General features: G+C 64.6%; 14 protein-coding genes. 12 read left to right on the top strand and 2 right to left on the bottom strand.

All coding sequences use genetic code 11. The features are described 5' to 3' along the window. Positions 1-132: 132 nt before the first annotated feature. The 3 genes from aceE to lpdA all read left to right on the top strand — a co-directional run bounded on the left by aceE (position 133) and on the right by lpdA (position 6,415). Positions 133-2,829: a pyruvate dehydrogenase (acetyl-transferring), homodimeric type gene (gene aceE / locus AB4850_RS27105; protein ID WP_414442529.1), complete on the top strand. Its 2,697-nt coding sequence runs from the start codon at positions 133-135 to the stop codon at positions 2,827-2,829. Positions 2,830-2,895: 66 nt separating this feature from the next. Continuing rightward, positions 2,896-4,539, top strand: coding sequence for a dihydrolipoyllysine-residue acetyltransferase (gene aceF, locus AB4850_RS27100; protein WP_414442528.1), 1,644 nt, complete (start codon positions 2,896-2,898; stop codon positions 4,537-4,539). A 106-nt stretch (positions 4,540-4,645) separates the two neighbouring features. Then, positions 4,646-6,415, top strand: a complete 1,770-nt coding sequence (gene lpdA / locus AB4850_RS27095; protein ID WP_414442527.1) for a dihydrolipoyl dehydrogenase — start codon at positions 4,646-4,648, stop codon at positions 6,413-6,415. Positions 6,416-6,615: 200 nt separating this feature from the next. Here lpdA and AB4850_RS27090 read toward each other — a convergent pair whose 3' ends face one another. After that, positions 6,616-7,179, bottom strand: a complete 564-nt coding sequence (locus AB4850_RS27090; RefSeq protein WP_414442526.1) for a phasin family protein — start codon at positions 7,177-7,179, stop codon at positions 6,616-6,618. A 725-nt stretch (positions 7,180-7,904) separates the two neighbouring features. Between AB4850_RS27090 and pbpG the strand changes: the two genes are divergently transcribed. Further along, positions 7,905-9,044 (top strand): D-alanyl-D-alanine endopeptidase, encoded by a 1,140-nt coding sequence (pbpG, locus tag AB4850_RS27085; protein ID WP_414445623.1) that lies wholly within the window; start codon positions 7,905-7,907, stop codon positions 9,042-9,044. Between the two features lie 69 nt (positions 9,045-9,113). On the opposite strand, the gene AB4850_RS27080 is transcribed toward pbpG, so the two are convergent. After that, a complete protein-coding gene (locus AB4850_RS27080; RefSeq protein ID WP_414442525.1) occupies positions 9,114-9,923 on the bottom strand; it encodes an IclR family transcriptional regulator in 810 nt (269 codons plus the stop codon). Between the two features lie 190 nt (positions 9,924-10,113). Here AB4850_RS27080 and AB4850_RS27075 point away from each other — a divergent pair, with 190 nt between their 5' ends. The 8 genes from AB4850_RS27075 to iscA all read left to right on the top strand — a co-directional run bounded on the left by AB4850_RS27075 (position 10,114) and on the right by iscA (position 16,143). Then, complete coding sequence (locus AB4850_RS27075) at positions 10,114-10,836, top strand: (Fe-S)-binding protein (RefSeq protein ID WP_414442524.1); 723 nt, start codon at positions 10,114-10,116, stop codon at positions 10,834-10,836. Between the two features lie 51 nt (positions 10,837-10,887). Beyond that, entirely contained in the window at positions 10,888-12,309 is a 1,422-nt protein-coding gene (locus AB4850_RS27070) for a lactate utilization protein B (protein WP_414442523.1), read from the top strand. A 182-nt stretch (positions 12,310-12,491) separates the two neighbouring features. Further along, complete coding sequence (locus tag AB4850_RS27065; protein ID WP_414442522.1) at positions 12,492-12,707, top strand: hypothetical protein; 216 nt, start codon at positions 12,492-12,494, stop codon at positions 12,705-12,707. Positions 12,708-12,802: 95 nt separating this feature from the next. Continuing rightward, complete coding sequence (locus AB4850_RS27060; RefSeq protein ID WP_414442521.1) at positions 12,803-13,285, top strand: low molecular weight protein-tyrosine-phosphatase; 483 nt, start codon at positions 12,803-12,805, stop codon at positions 13,283-13,285. Between the two features lie 123 nt (positions 13,286-13,408). Beyond that, entirely contained in the window at positions 13,409-13,945 is a 537-nt protein-coding gene (iscR, locus tag AB4850_RS27055) for a Fe-S cluster assembly transcriptional regulator IscR (protein ID WP_414442520.1), read from the top strand. 75 nt (positions 13,946-14,020) lie between these two features. Beyond that, positions 14,021-15,244, top strand: coding sequence for an IscS subfamily cysteine desulfurase (locus AB4850_RS27050; protein WP_414442519.1), 1,224 nt, complete (start codon positions 14,021-14,023; stop codon positions 15,242-15,244). A gap of 52 nt (positions 15,245-15,296) precedes the next feature. After that, a complete protein-coding gene (iscU, locus tag AB4850_RS27045) occupies positions 15,297-15,707 on the top strand; it encodes a Fe-S cluster assembly scaffold IscU (protein WP_414442518.1) in 411 nt (136 codons plus the stop codon). A gap of 112 nt (positions 15,708-15,819) precedes the next feature. Next, complete coding sequence (gene iscA / locus AB4850_RS27040) at positions 15,820-16,143, top strand: iron-sulfur cluster assembly protein IscA (protein WP_206125547.1); 324 nt, start codon at positions 15,820-15,822, stop codon at positions 16,141-16,143. Positions 16,144-16,233: the final 90 nt, after the last annotated feature.

The following is a 16,233-nucleotide window of genomic DNA, read 5'->3' as shown; positions in this document are numbered from 1 at the left end:
CTCACCAACCGAAAATTTTGTTGCATCGGCCCGTGCAGCCTCCGTACAATCCGCCGGGAGCTTGCCGCAGCCGGTCGAATCGCGTCGTCTGCACGCAGCGCAATCCTCACACTCAGGACTCAGGAGACGAGCATGTCCGCCGTACCCAATGAAGTGATGAAGTATGTTGCCGCCGAGCACGACGAAGACGCTCAGGAAACCGTCGAATGGCTCGAAGCGCTGGACGGCGTGATTTCGTCCGTCGGTCCTGGCCGCGCGCACTACCTCATCGAGAAGCAAATCGAATTTGCCCGCATGAACGGCGAGCATCTGCCGTTCTCCGCGAACACCCCGTACATCAACACGATCCCCGTCGGCCAGCAGGCCAAGAACCCGGGCGACCAGGATCTCGAGCACCGCATCCGTTCGTACACGCGCTGGAACGCGCTGGCGATGGTGCTGCGCGCCGGCAAGGACACCAACGTGGGCGGTCACATCGCCTCGTTCGCCTCGGCCGCGACGCTCTATGACGTCGGCTACAACCACTTCTGGCACGCCCCGTCGGCCGAACACGGCGGCGATCTGATCTTCGTGCAGGGCCACTCGTCGCCGGGCGTCTACTCGCGCGCGTTCCTGCTCGGCCGCCTGTCGGAAAACCAGCTCGACAACTTCCGTCAGGAAGTGGGCGGCAACGGCATCTCGTCGTATCCGCACCCGTGGCTGATGCCCGATTTCTGGCAGTTCCCGACCGTCTCGATGGGCCTCGGCCCGATCATGGCGATCTATCAGGCCCGCTTCATGAAGTACATGGAAGCGCGCGGCATCGCCAAGACGCAAGGCCGCAAGGTCTGGGCCTTCCTCGGCGACGGCGAGACCGACGAGCCGGAATCGCTCGGCGCGATCGGCATGGCCAGCCGCGAACGCCTCGACAACCTGGTGTTCGTGATCAACTGCAACCTGCAGCGCCTGGACGGCCCGGTGCGCGGCAACGGCAAGATCATCCAGGAACTGGAATCGGAATTCCGCGGCGCCGGCTGGAACGTCATCAAGATCGTCTGGGGCAGCCGCTGGGATTCGCTGCTCGCGCGCGACAAGACGGGCGCGTTGATGCGCCGCATGATGGAGGTGGTCGACGGCGAGTATCAGACGTACAAGTCGGAATCGGGCGCGTATGTCCGTGAACACTTCTTCAACTCGCCGGAACTGAAGGCGCTGGTCGCCGACTGGTCCGACGACGACATCTGGAACCTGAACCGCGGCGGTCACGATCCGCACAAGATCTACGCGGCGTTCCACGAGGCCAGCAATTCGAAGGGCCAGCCGACTGTCATCCTGGCGAAGACCATCAAGGGCTACGGGATGGGCGAGGCCGGTCAGGCCATGAACATCACCCACCAGCAGAAGAAGCTGCCGGTCGAGCAACTGAAGCGCTTCCGCGACCAGTTCCGCCTGCCGATCGCCGACGACGTGATCGCCGACGTGCCTTACCTGAAGTTCGAGGAAGGCTCGAAGGAACTCGAATACATGCGCGCGCACCGCCAGGCGCTCGGCGGCTACCTGCCGCAGCGCCGCCAGAAGGCGGAATCGCTGCCGGTGCCGATGCTCGAGGCGTTCGAACCGCTGCTCAAGGGCACCGGCGAAGGCCGCGAGATCTCCACCACGATGTCGTTCGTGCGGATCCTGAACATCCTGCTGAAGGACAAGGCGCTGGGCAAGCGCGTGGTGCCGATCGTCCCGGACGAATCGCGCACGTTCGGCATGGAAGGCCTGTTCCGCCAGATCGGCATCTGGAATCAGCAAGGCCAGAAGTACGTGCCGGAAGATTCCGATCAGCTGATGTTCTACAAGGAATCGGAAACCGGCCAGATCCTGCAGGAAGGCATCAACGAAGCAGGCGGCATGTGCGACTGGATCGCGGCGGCAACGTCGTATTCCACGCACAACGAGATCATGGTGCCGTTCTACATCTTCTATTCGATGTTCGGCTTCCAGCGGATCGGCGATCTGGCCTGGGCCGCGGGCGACATGCGTTCGCGCGGCTTCCTGCTCGGCGGCACCGCCGGCCGAACCACGCTGAACGGCGAAGGCCTGCAGCACGAAGACGGCCACTCGCTGCTGTGGGCGGCTTCGGTGCCGAACTGCGTCAGCTATGACCCGACGTTCGGCTATGAACTGGCCGTGATCATCCAGAACGGTCTGCAACGCATGGTCGCGGATCAGGAAGATGTGTACTACTACATCACGGTGATGAACGAGAACTACGAGCACCCGGCGATTCCGCAGGGCGAGCACGTGGCTGCCGACATCATCAAGGGCATGTATTCGTTCAAGAAGGCCGACGCCGATGCGAAGGCGCCGCGCGTGCAACTGCTCGGCGCGGGCACGATCTTCAATGAAGTGATCGCCGCCGCCGCCCTGCTCAAGAACGACTGGGGCGTCGCCGCCGACCTCTGGAGCGTGCCGAGCTTCACCGAACTGGCCCGCGAAGGCCACGAAGTCGAGCGCTGGAACCTGCTGAACCCGACCGAAGAGCGTCGCCAGTCGCATGTCCAGAAGCTGCTGAAGGACACGCAAGGCCCGGTGATCGCCTCGACCGACTACGTGCGCGCCCTGGTCGATCAGATCCGCGGTCAGGTCGAACGCCGCTTCGTCGTGCTCGGTACCGACGGCTACGGCCGTTCGGACACCCGCGCTGCGCTGCGCCACTTCTTCGAAGTGGATCGCTACTGGGTGACCGTCGCCGCGCTGAACGCGCTGGCCGACGAAGGCACGATCGATCGCAAAGTCGTGGCCGAGGCGATCAAGAAGTACGACCTCGACCCGTCCAAGCCCAACCCGATGACGGTTTAACGCAATCGTGCCATGTGACGCCGCGCAAGCCCGCCAGGGTGCGCGCGGCCCAGGAGACACTTACAGATGAGTCAAGCGATCGAAGTCAAGGTGCCGGATATCGGCGATTTCAACGAAATTCCCGTCATCGAGGTGCTGGTCAAGGTTGGCGACAAGGTCGAGAAGGAGCAATCGCTCGTCACGCTCGAGTCGGACAAGGCGACCATGGACGTGCCCAGCTCGGAAGCGGGCACGGTCAAGGAAGTGAAGGTCAAGGTCGGCGACAACGTGTCGGAAGGCACGCTGATCGTGATCCTCGAAGGCGATGCGGGCGAAGCGAAGGCCGAAGCGCCGAAGCAGGAGCCGAAGCAGGAAGCCGCGCCGGCCGAAGCGCCGAAGCAGGCAGCCGCGCAAGCCGCGCCGGCCGCCGGCGGCGGCACGATCGAAGTCAAGGTGCCGGATATCGGCGACTTCAAGGGCATTCCGGTCATCGAGATCGGCGTGAAGGTCGGCGACAAGGTCGAGAAGGAGCAATCGCTCGTCACGCTCGAATCCGACAAGGCGACCATGGACGTGCCGAGCCCGGCCGCCGGCGTCGTCAAGGAAATCTTGGTCAAGCTCGGTGACAACGTGTCGGAAGGCACGCTGATCGTCGTGCTCGAAGGCGGCGAAGGCGCACCGGCTGCTGCCGCGCCGAAGGCCGAGGCCCCGAAGGCGGAAGCGCCGAAGGCCGCACCGGCGCAAGCCGAATCGAAGCCGGCCGCCGCCGCGCAGGCGTCCGCGCCGGCGCCGGCCCCCGCTTCGAGCGGCAAGGCCAGCCATGCTTCGCCGTCGGTGCGCAAGTTCGCGCGCGAACTGGGCGTGGATGTCGGCAGCGTGGGCGGCACCGGTCCGAAGGGCCGCATCACGAAGGAAGACATCACGTCGTTCGTGAAGGGCGTGATGACGGGCCAGCGCGCACCGGCAGCCGCCGCTGCGGCGCCGGCGGGCGGTGGCGAGCTGAACCTGCTGCCGTGGCCGAAGATCGACTTCACGAAGTTCGGTCCGGTCGAAGCGCAGCCGCTCTCGCGCATCAAGAAAATCTCGGGCGCGAACCTGCATCGCAACTGGGTCATGATCCCGCACGTCACGAACAACGACGAAGCGGACATCACCGATCTCGAAGCGCTGCGCGTACAGCTGAACAAGGAAAACGAAAAGTCCGGCGTGAAGTTCACGATGCTGGCGTTCGTGATCAAGGCCGTGGTCGCGGCGCTGAAGAAGTTCCCGAACTTCAACGCGAGCCTCGATGGCGACAACCTGATCCTCAAGCAGTACTTCCACATCGGTTTCGCGGCCGATACGCCGAACGGCCTGGTCGTGCCGGTGATTCGCGACGCGGACAAGAAGGGCCTCGCCGACATCGCCAAGGAAATGGCGGATCTGTCGAAGGCGGCCCGCGACGGCAAGCTGAAGCCGGACCAGATGCAAGGCGGCTGCTTCTCGATCTCGTCGCTGGGCGGCATCGGCGGCACGCACTTCACGCCGATCGTCAACGCGCCGGAAGTCGCGATCCTCGGCCTGTCGCGCGGCGCGATGAAGCCGGTGTGGGACGGCAAGCAGTTCGTGCCGCGTCTGACCTTGCCGATGTCGCTGTCCTACGATCACCGCGTGATCGACGGCGCGGCGGCGGCGCGTTTCAACGCATACCTCGCGACGATCCTCGGCGATTTCCGCCGCGTGATTCTCTGATCCCCGACGGTCGCCTGGCCGGCATGCGGTGCGCTTTCGAAGCGCCGCGCGGCCGGCCGGGCGCCTCGTGCGGTCGGCGGTAGCCCATACAATCAGGGGACAGTTCATGAGTCTCATCGAAGTGAAAGTGCCGGACATCGGCGATTTCAAGGAAATTCCCGTCATCGAAGTGCTGGTGAAGGCGGGCGACACGGTCGAGAAGGAGCAATCGCTCGTCACGCTCGAATCGGACAAGGCGACGATGGATGTGCCGAGCTCGGAGGCCGGCGTCGTCAAGGAAGTGAAGGTCAAGGTCGGCGACAACGTGTCGGAAGGCACGCTGATCGTGGTGCTCGAAGGCGCAGCAGCGGCCGTGGCACCGGCCAAGGCAGCCGAAAAACCGGCCGAGAAGCCGGCCGACAAGCCTGCCGAGAAGGCCGCTCCGGCGGCAGCGCCGCAGGCGGGCAGCTACTCGGGCAGCGCCGACATCGAATGCGACATGCTCGTGCTCGGCGCCGGCCCCGGCGGCTATTCGGCAGCGTTCCGCGCGGCCGACCTCGGCATGAAGACGGTGCTGGTCGAGCGTTATGCGACGCTCGGCGGCGTGTGCCTGAACGTCGGTTGCATCCCGTCGAAGGCGCTGTTGCACACGGCGCTGGTGGTCGAGGAAGCGGCGGCGCTGGCCGATCACGGCATCTCGTTCGGCAAGCCCGAAGTCGATCTCGACAAGCTGCGCGACTTCAAGTCGGGCGTGGTCGGCAAGCTGACCGGCGGCCTGGCCGGCATGGCGAAGGCCCGCAAGGTCGAAGTCGTGACGGGCCTCGGCACGTTCGTCGATCCGTACCACATGGAAGTGCAGGGCGAGAACGGCAAGAAGGTCGTCAAGTTCAAGCAGGCGATCATCGCGGCCGGTTCGCAGCCGGTGAAGCTGCCGTTCATGCCGGAAGATCCGCGCGTGGTCGATTCGACCGGCGCGCTCGAACTGCGCCAGTTGCCCAAGCGCATGCTCGTGATCGGCGGCGGCATCATCGGCCTCGAAATGGCCACCGTTTACTCGACGCTCGGCGCCGAGATCGACGTGGTCGAAATGATGGACGGCCTGATGATGGGCGCGGACCGCGATCTCGTGAAGGTCTGGGAGAAGTACAACGCGAAGCGTTTCGGCAACGTCATGCTGAAGACGAAGACGGTGGGCGCCGAAGCGAAGGAAGACGGCATCTACGTCAAGTTCGAAGGCGAGAAGGCGCCGGCCGAAGCGCAGCGCTACGACCTGGTGCTGGTCGCCGTGGGCCGCAGCCCGAACGGCAAGAAGATCGGTGCCGACAAGGCGGGCGTGACGGTGACGGATCGCGGCTTCATCGAAGTCGACAAGCAGTTGCGCACCAACGTGCCGCACATCTTCGCGATCGGCGACATCGTCGGCCAGCCGATGCTGGCGCACAAGGCCGTGCATGAAGGCCACGTGGCAGCCGAAGCGGCGCATGGCGAGAAGTCGTATTTCGACGCGCTGCAGATTCCGTCGGTGGCCTACACCGATCCGGAAGTGGCGTGGGCCGGCAAGACCGAAGACCAGTGCAAGGCCGAAGGCATCAAGTACGGCAAGGCAGTGTTCCCGTGGGCCGCATCGGGCCGCGCGATCGCGAATGGCCGTGATGAAGGTTTCACGAAGCTGCTGTTCGACGAGGAAACGCATCGCGTGATCGGCGGCGGTATCGTTGGCCTGAACGCGGGCGACCTGATCAGCGAAGTCTGCCTCGCGGTGGAGATGGGCGCGGACGCCGAGGACATCGGCAAGACGATCCATCCGCACCCGACGCTGGGCGAATCGGTCGGGATGGCCGCCGAGTTGTACGAAGGCGTGTGTACCGACCTGCCGCCGGTGCGCAAGAAGAAGTAAGCGCCGCGTGCGTGCTCCGGCCTGCGGGCCGGGCGCGTTGCGGGCAGTACGGCCCCGTTCCGGTTCGTCCGGGCGGGGCCGTTTTCGTTGGGGCGCGCGTCAGCCGGACATGGGCGACAGGCGAAAAAAAACCGCGCGGCTGCGCGGTTTTTTCGTTGCGGCCCGAGGTTCGGGGCCGCTCGACGGTGTGGCTTTGAAACTCAGGCCTTCGCAGCCGGTCGGCGTGCGGCGGCGGCCGTGGCGGCCTTCGTAGCGACGGCGGCAGCGGCGTTGAAGTTCGATTCGGCGATTTCAACCGCTTGCTTCGTGGCCTTGTGCACCGTTTCGTACGACGTGTTGACGGCGTTGATCGCCGACTTCAGCGCGGCGACAGCCGTTTCCGAACCGGCCGGGGCGTTCTTCGCGACGTTGTCGACGAGTGCCTGAACCTTGCGGTTGTGATCTTCGTACTGCGCTTCGGCAACCTTCGCGAACTCGGCTTGAGCCGACGTGGCGATGTCATACAGGTGACGACCGTAGGCCAGGGCCTTTTCGGCGGCCGGCTGGGCCAGGCTGGCTTGCAGTGCGACCAGTTCTTGCGCGTCCTTGATCGACAGCGCGCGCTGCACGTTTTCCTGGCTTTCCGCGAGCGTCGACTTCACGACTTGCACGTTCAATTCGATCAGCTTTTCGACGCTTTCGAAGGCCTTGGTCGTCAAGCCGAACAGGCTTTCGAGGTTGGCTTTCTGGGCGGCGGCGATTTGTTCCGGGGTCAGCACGGACATGTCAGGCTCCTGATTGGATCGCGGCTAGGTGGCGATCGCGTGAGTGAATGGCTCAACTTAGAAGGCACGAACGGTATGCGATGTCTGGCGCAATGCGTTGGTGCATCGCAACAACGGTTCCCATTTTAGGGCGTCCACAGCGCTTGTCAAGCGCTATTTGTGCGCTGCACAAAATTGCAATTCTTACGGAAAAACAAAGGCTTGGATCGTTTCATATGGAATCGGTTTCGGCGCACGAACTGTCACGCCGTGATCACATGTCGCGTGTGCATCTGCACCATCCGAGGTCGGCTCAGATTGCGCCGGGGGCGGGGGTTTTGGGGTTTACCTCGTTCAACTCAGGTAAACCGAAACGGCAGATGGAACGTTTGCTATGCATCCCGGTCGAAACACGCCATTCATGTGCGTGATCCAGGTTGCCGCTGTCGGGCTGGTGGCCGACCTGCTCCGAGCAGGCGGTTCCGGTTCGTGCTACAAGCTCTTTCTCGTTTTTCCCGCTGCAATGCGTTGCCGCGGTGCCGTTATACCGGATATTCGGCCGATGCCCCGTTGCAGGCAGGGTGTCGCCGCCATTGGTTTTGTCGATGGAAATGGGAGGGTGATTGTCCCAACGCAATCGACTCTTACAATCCGGTTTAACGAAAGCCGGTAAGTGCCTAAAATTGCTTATTTTTTCTGGTTTTACTACACTTGCGGAAACCTCCCGCCGCTCTGCTCAGACCCCAATGAAAGTCTCACTGTTCTCGCCGCTGAAGATGATGCACGGCGCGGCCCTCGGCACCGCGGTGTCCGTGGCCGTCTCGATGCTCGTCGCTTCGGCCGCCGTCGCGCCTGTCGACGCGGTGGCCGCGACCGCCAAAACCCATCAATCCTCGAAAGCCGCCAAGCCTGTCGTTACCGCGAAGGGCAAGAAGCGCACCGTCGCCGCGCAGAAGAAAACCGCGCGCGTCGCCGCCGCCGAGCCGCACAAGGGCCGCAAGCGCGTGACGCTGGCCGCCGTGCCGGGCCGCCATCACGGCGCGGTGCGCCGCGTGGCGTTCGAGCCGCGCCAGACTCAGGCGTTCGGCCTGCACGAGGCGCCCGATGCGCTCGCGTTGCGTTCGAGCGTGGCCTACGTGGTCGATCAGGGCACCTCGGAGCCGCTGTTCGACAAGAATTCGCACTCGGTGGTGCCGATCGCTTCCATTTCGAAGCTGATGACCGCGATGGTCGTGCTCGATTCGAAGGCGCCGCTCACCGAGCAGATCGAGGTCACCGATGAAGACCGCGATTACGAGAAGGGCACCGGTTCGCGACTGTCCGTGGGGTCGGTCCTGTCGCGCGAAGACATGCTGCACATCGCGCTGATGGCGTCGGAAAACCGCGCCGCGGCGGCGCTGTCGCGCTACTACCCGGGCGGTCGTCCGGCATTCATCGCGGCGATGAATGCCAAGGCGAAGGCGCTCGGCATGGTCGATACGCATTTCGAGAACTCGACGGGTCTGACGGTTCTGAATGTATCGAGTGCGCGTGACCTCGTGAAGATGATCGATGCGGCTTACCAATATCCGCTGATCCGTCGTTTCTCGACCGATCACACCTATACGGTGTTCACCGGCAAGCGTTCCCTGGTCTACAACAGCACGAATGCGCTGGTGCGCAATCCGTCGTGGGATATCGGCGTGCAGAAGACGGGCTTCATCAACGAAGCCGGCGAATGCCTCGTGATGCAGACCACCGTGCATGGCCGCCCGATCGTGATGGTGCTGCTCGATTCGTTCGGCAAATACTCGCGTACGGCCGATGCGGTGCGCGTGCGCAACTGGCTCGACGCCGGTGGCGGCGAGCGCCTGACGGCCGCCAACACGGCTACCGGCGGCACCTGATCGCTCATTTGCTTCGCCATGAAAAAGCCCCGCAGTTGCGGGGCTTTTGCTTTGGAAGGCGTGCCGCCTTCAGACCGATTTCGCGAATGCCGGGCTTTCCGGTTCCTTCGGCGGCCGATAGCCGAGCGCTTCGGAAATCGTCAGCGCGGTATGGCTGATCTGGCCGAGCCACGCGTCCTGAAGGCGGTCGGCCGGTGCCGACAGCGACAGCCCGGCCACCAGCTTGCCCGAATCGTCGTAGATGCCGGCGGCGATGCAGCGCACGCCCAGCTCGAGCTCTTCGTTGTCGCGCGCGCACGATTGCTGGCGCACGATCGACAGCTCGCGTTCGAGCTTGCCCAGATCGGTGATGCTGTTCTGCGTATGGCCGGACAGGCCGGTGCGCGTGGCGTAGGCGCGCACGCGGGTGGTTTCGTCGGCCGCCAGGAACAGCTTGCCGACCGAGGTCAGGTGCAGCGGCGCGCGGCCGCCGATCGCCCGCACCACCTGCATGCCCGAGCGCTCGGAATAGGCGCGCTCGATATACACGATCTCGTCACCCTGACGCACCGACAGATTGACGGTCTGCCCGGTCGTGCGATGCAGTTCGCGCATCGGCATCAGCGCCGCGTCACGCACCGACAGGCGGGCCTTCACGAGATTGCCGAGTTCGAGCAGGCGCATGCCGAGCCGATAGGTGCCGGGGTCGGAGCGGTCGACGAGGCGGCAGGTCACCATGTCGTTGAGGATGCGGTGCGCCGTGGACGGATGCAGCTCCGTGCGCAGGGCTAGCTCCTTCAAACTGACCGGGTCGCTGTGGTCGGCGAGGGCGTCGAGCAGCCGCATCATGCGTTCGATCACCTGGATCGACGTCTTCGGGTCCGGAGTCGGAGTGCTCATCGTGAAAAATCAGTTGACCTGTCAAGCGGTGAGGAGCCGATTGTATCTCGTATGGTGAAAAAAGCGAACGCCGTTCGAGGAGAGGCTCGGAACGGGACGCGGGTCGTGTTTTCACCGATTCGGGGCGGCCGGCGTTGGTCTGGCGCGCCGAACCACGGATAATGAGCGACGTTTTCTGGAAGGAGCCGCCATGCGAGTCGGATTGTTCGTTACCTGTCTTATCGACCTGATGCGGCCCGAAATCGGGTTTTCCGCGCTGAAATTGATCCGCGAAGCCGGCTTCGAGGTGGACGTGCCACCTGCGCAAACCTGCTGCGGCCAGCCCGCCTACAACTCGGGCGAGCGCGCCCTCGCGCGCGATCTGGCCGAAAAGACGCTGCGCGAATTCGAGCCGTTCGATTACGTGGTGGTGCCGTCCGGTTCGTGCGGCGGCATGATCCGCGCGCATTATGGCGACCTGTTCCGCGACGATCCCGACCTGATGACGCGCTTTGGCCGGCTGCGCGAGCGAACCTACGAATTGACCGATTTCCTGCTCAACGTGGCCAAGGTGGCGCTGCCGCCCGGCGAATTCACCGGCCCCGTCACGTATCACGATGCCTGCTCGGGCTTGCGTGAGCTCGGCGTCAAGGCGCAGCCGCGCGCGCTGCTTGCGCAACGCGGCGTGGGCATCGTCGAGATGAAGGATTGCGAGCACTGCTGCGGCTTCGGCGGCACGTTTGCCGTCAAGTACGGCGATATTTCCACCGCGATCGTCGACGAAAAATGCGCCAACGTGCAGGCCAGCGGCGCGCGCACCGTGGTGCTCGGCGATCTCGGCTGCATTCTCAATATCGAAGGGCGACTGCGCCGCACCGGCGACCGCGACACGCGCGTGTTGCACGTCGCACAGGTGCTCGCCGGCGATCTGTAAGCGCCGTATTTCGTTCCTCGTCACCACCTCCGCCAGCCGAACCAGCCAGCCATGCAAGTCCAATCGATGCAGTTCAAGGCGCGCGCGGGCCAGAAGCTCGCCGATCAGCGCCTCCAGCAGAACCTCAAGAAACTGTCGACCAAGTTCGTGTCGGCACGCGCCGAATCGCTTGAGCAAATCGATTTTCCGGCCACGCGGGCCGCGCTGAAGGCGCGCCGCAACCGCGCGCTCGAGCATCTCGACGTCTGGCTCGAAGCGTTCGAGCGCGAGGCCACGCGGCGCGGCACCACGGTGCTGTTCGCCGAATCGATGGCCGACGCGGCGAAGCTGGTGGCCGATATCGCCCGGCGCCACGACGTAAAGAAGGTCATCAAGACCAAGTCGATGGTGTCCGAGGAGATGCGCATCAACGCGGTGCTGGCCGAGATGGGGGTGCAGTCGGTCGAGACCGATCTGGGCGAATACATCCTGCAGATCAACGACAACGAGGCGCCGAGCCACATCATCGCGCCGGTGGTGCACAAGGATCGCGACGAGATCGCCGACCTGTTCGCGCGCACCCACGACCGGCCGCGCTTGACCGAGATCCCGGCCATGACGCGCGAAGCACGCGAGGTGCTGCGTCCGCATTTCCTGGGCGCCGACATGGGGCTGACCGGCGGCAATTTCGTGGTGGCCGAAACCGGCTCGGTGGCGCTCGTGACGAACGAGGGCAACGAAGGCATGTGCACGGTCATGCCGCGTGTGCACGTGGCCGTGACCGGCATCGAGAAGGTGCTGCCGACGCTGGAGGATCTCGCCACGGCGATGCGCCTGCTGCCGCGCTCGGCCACCGGCCAGAAAACCTCCAACTATTTCTCGCTGCTGACCGGCCCGCGCGGCCCGCAGGACGAGGACGGCCCCGAACACAACTACGTGGTGCTGGTCGACGGCGGGCGCACCGGCCTGCTGGGCGGCGAATTCCAGGAGATGCTGCGCTGCATCCGCTGCGGCGCTTGCATGAACCATTGCCCGGTGTATCAGAAGGTCGGTGGTCACGCCTATGGGTGGGTCTATCCGGGGCCGATGGGTTCGGTGCTGACGCCGAGCTACGTCGGGCTCGACCGCGCGCTCGACCTGCCGCAGGCGGCCACGCTGTGCGGCGAATGCGACAGTGTTTGCCCGGTCGGCATTCCGCTGTCGGGCCTGCTGCGCACGCTGCGCGAAAAGCAGGTGGAGCGCGGGCTGCGGCCCTGGCGCGAGCGCGCGGCGCTCGCCGTGTGGGGCTTCACGGTGCGCCGGCCGCTGCTGTACGGCCTCGCGACCAAGCTCGCGGTGCGGATTCTCGAACGCGTCGGTGGCGACAAGGCCTCGGGCCGCGGCATCGCGAAGCTGCCGTTCGCGGCCGGCTGGACCGACACGCGCGACCTGCCGACCCCCACCGGCCGCACGTTCCGCGAGCTGTACGCCGCGTCGAAGACGCACATCGGCTAATCCACAGCGGGGCGGGGCGCGTTGATGGAACGCGGTGGGCATTGCGGATAGCGAGTGACTGTTCGCCGCACGACAACACTGCGTTCGCTATTTGATGGTTTATCTCAATAGGTGCGATCTATAGAATGAGTTCTGTCAATGTCGAACATTGGATTCGACAGGCTTGAACCGGAGGTCGCATCATGAGAAAGACAATATCGATCTACTGGCCGCTCGCGATCATCGTCCCGCTTGCCGCCGCCGCCTATCTGTACGCGTCGAACGCCGCGCGCCCCAGCGAAACACAACCGATCGCGCAGGTGTCGGCGGAGCTGGCCCGCACGGTGTCGTTCGGGCTGGTGGGCGATGTGCCCGACGCCGCGTCGGGTGCGCCGATCGCAGCGGTAAAGTCGCTGTAAGCCATGCCGAGCCTGGCTGCCACGGGACTCGAAGCGCGCCTGTATAATGGCGCGCTTTCTGTTTTCGCGGCCATTTGCCGCCTTCCGGCCGCACGATGAAACCCGCCTCGATCTGCTTTGTCTGCCTTGGCAACATCTGTCGTTCGCCCACCGCGGAAGGCGTGATGCGCCAGCAGGTCAACGCGGCGGGCCTCGCTCACGTGATCGAGATCGATTCGGCCGGCACCGGCGATTGGCATGTCGGCGAAGCGCCCGATGCGCGGGCGCGCCAGGCTGCGCAGCAGCGCGGTTACGACCTGTCGGCGCTGCGCGCGCGGCAGGTGAGCGCAGCCGATTTTGCGCGTTTCGATCTGCTGCTCGCGATGGACGAGGCGAATCTTGCCGAATTGCAGCGCCGCAGCCCGGCCGAGCATCGACACAAGGTCCGCCTGCTGATGGCGTTCGCAGGCGACGCGAGTGAGCGTGAAGTGGCCGACCCTTATTTTGGCGGCGCAGCCGGGTTCGAGCGCGTGCTCGACCAGTGCGAGCGCGCTTGCGCGGGGCTGCTCGCCGATCTGCGCGGCCGCACGAGCGCTTGATCCGGCGGTTGCCATGTTTCTGAAGCGTTCACTGAATCCCCTTCCCCGGACAGGGATACTTGACTAAAAACGTCAGATATTTATACTTGACCAAAATCGTCAAGATTGCTGTCCCCTACGACTATGAGACTCACTACGAAAGGCCGTTTCGCCGTCACGGCGATGATCGATTTGGCACTGCGTCAGGAGCAGGGGCCGGTGACGCTTGCAGGTATCAGCCAGCGCCAGCGAATCTCGCTCTCGTACCTGGAGCAACTGTTCGGCAAGCTGCGTCGGCACGAGATCGTCGAATCGGTCCGCGGGCCGGGCGGCGGCTACAATCTTGCGCGCCGCGCGGCGGATGTCACGGTGGCCGACATCATCATCGCGGTCGACGAACCGCTCGACGCGACGCAATGCGGCGGCAAGGGCACGTGCGAAGGCACCAAGCAGCCCGACGGCCATTGCATGACGCACGAGCTGTGGTCGACGCTCAACCAGAAAATGGTCGAATACCTCGATTCGGTGTCGCTGCAGGATCTCGTCGATCAGCAGCGCGCTCGCGAGGGTGCGCCCGCCGTGCTGCGCGATCGCCGCGCGCCGGAACCGGCTGCACCCGTCGAGCCCGTGCGCGCGATGCCGCTCGGGCCGAACTCGGTGTTCAACATCGCGAGTTCCTGACGCCCGCAAGCCGTGGCGCCAGATCCAGCATTTAAAAAGAATGTCCCTGCATTGAACGAATACCCGGAGCGACAGATGAACAACCCTACTCCTCACCTGCCCATCTACATGGACTACAGCGCGACGACCCCGGTCGATCCGCGCGTGGTCGACAAGATGGTGCCGTATCTGCGTGAGCAGTTCGGCAACCCCGCATCGCGCAGCCATGCTTACGGCTGGGATGCGGAGCGCGCAGTCGAAGAAGCGCGCGAGCAGGTGGCGGCGCTGGTCAACGCGGACCCGCGCGAAATCATCTGGACGTCGGGCGCGACCGAGTCGGACAACCTGGCGATCAAGGGTGCGGCGCACTTCTACCAGGGCAAGGGCAAGCACATCATCACGGTGAAGACCGAGCACAAGGCCGTGCTCGATACCTGCCGCGAACTCGAACGCGAAGGCTTCGAGGTCACGTATCTCGACGTCAAGGCCGACGGCCTGATCGATCTGGACGTGTTCAAGGCCGCGCTGCGCGCCGACACGATCCTGGTGTCGGTCATGCACGTGAACAACGAAATCGGCGTGGTGCAGGACATCGCGACGATCGGCGAAATCTGCCGTGAAAAGGGCATCGTGTTCCACGTGGATGCGGCCCAATCCACCGGCAAGGTCGCGATCGACCTGGCCACGCTGAAGGTCGATCTGATGTCGTTCTCGGCGCACAAGACGTACGGTCCGAAGGGCATCGGCGCGCTGTACGTGCGCCGCAAGCCGCGCGTGCGCATCGAAGCGCAGATGCACGGCGGCGGTCACGAGCGCGGCATGCGCTCGGGCACGTTGGCGACGCACCAGATCGCCGGCATGGGCGAGGCGTTCCGCATCGCACGCGAGGAAATGGCGGTCGAGAACGAGCGCGTGCGTGCGCTGCGCGACAAGCTGCTGCGCGGCCTTTCGCAGATCGAGGAAACCTATGTGAACGGCGACATGGAGCAGCGCGTCCCGCACAACCTGAACATCAGCTTCAACTTCGTCGAAGGCGAATCGCTGATCATGGCGATCAAGGACGTGGCCGTGTCGTCGGGCTCGGCCTGCACGTCGGCCTCGCTGGAACCGTCCTACGTGCTGCGCGCGCTGGGCCGCAATGATGAACTGGCGCACAGCTCGATCCGCTTCACGGTCGGCCGTTTCACGACCGAGCAGGACGTCGATTACGTGATCAACCTGCTGCAGGGGAAGATCGCCAAGCTGCGCGATCTGTCGCCGCTCTGGGAAATGCACAAGGACGGCGTCGATCTGTCGACGATCGAGTGGGCCGCACACTGAACGAAGGTCGCGCGGCCGGTGCCGCGCACACGCAACGTATCAAGGAGTCGTCATGTCTTACAGCACCAAGGTTCTGGATCACTACGAAAACCCGCGTAACGTCGGCTCGTTCGAGAAGGACGACGATGCGGTCGGCACCGGCATGGTCGGCGCGCCGGCTTGCGGCGACGTGATGAAGCTGCAGATTCGCGTCGGCGCCGATGGCCTGATCGAAGATGCCAAGTTCAAGACCTACGGCTGCGGTTCGGCCATCGCCTCGAGCTCGCTCGTGACGGAATGGGTCAAGGGCAAGACGCTCGACCAGGCGCTGGCCATCAAGAACACGCAGATCGCCGAAGAGCTGGCGCTGCCGCCGGTGAAGATCCACTGCTCGATCCTCGCCGAAGACGCGATCAAGGCGGCCGTGGCCGACTATCGCAAGCGTCACGACGCCACGGCCGAAGACGGCCAGGCTGCTGCCTGAGCGTACCCACGCTTCAGGCTTACGACACGCGGTACGCCGCCCGCGCCCCGGGCGCGGCGGCGGGGTTCATCGAGGAAGACGCCTGCGCGTGGCGCGGGCGACCAGGAACATCATGGCAATCACACTGACCGAAAAAGCAGCGCAACACGTTCAGAAGTACCTGACGCGACGCGGCAAGGGGCTGGGCCTGCGGCTCGGCGTGCGCACGACCGGCTGCTCGGGCCTCGCGTACAAGCTCGAATACGTCGACGACGTGGCGGGTGAAGATCAGGTGTTCGAGAGCCACGGCGTGAAGGTCGTGGTCGATCCGAAGAGCCTCGCCTACATCGACGGCACCGAGCTCGATTTCGCGCGCGAGGGCTTGAACGAAGGCTTCAAGTTCAACAACCCGAACGTGAAGGACGAGTGCGGCTGCGGCGAGTCGTTCCGCATCTGACCCGGTTCCGCTCGATGCGGGCGACAGGCGGCACTGGCCGCCTTTTTCTTGTGCGGCTCGCGCCGCTCTCACGATCAGGTTGGAACGCAC

The sequence above is a fragment of the Burkholderia sp. 22PA0106 genome, assembly GCF_047497155.1.
Taxonomy (GTDB): Bacteria; Pseudomonadota; Gammaproteobacteria; order Burkholderiales; family Burkholderiaceae; genus Burkholderia.
Note: the sequence above shows the minus strand (reverse complement) of the source record. Positions and strands in the feature narration are given on the sequence as shown.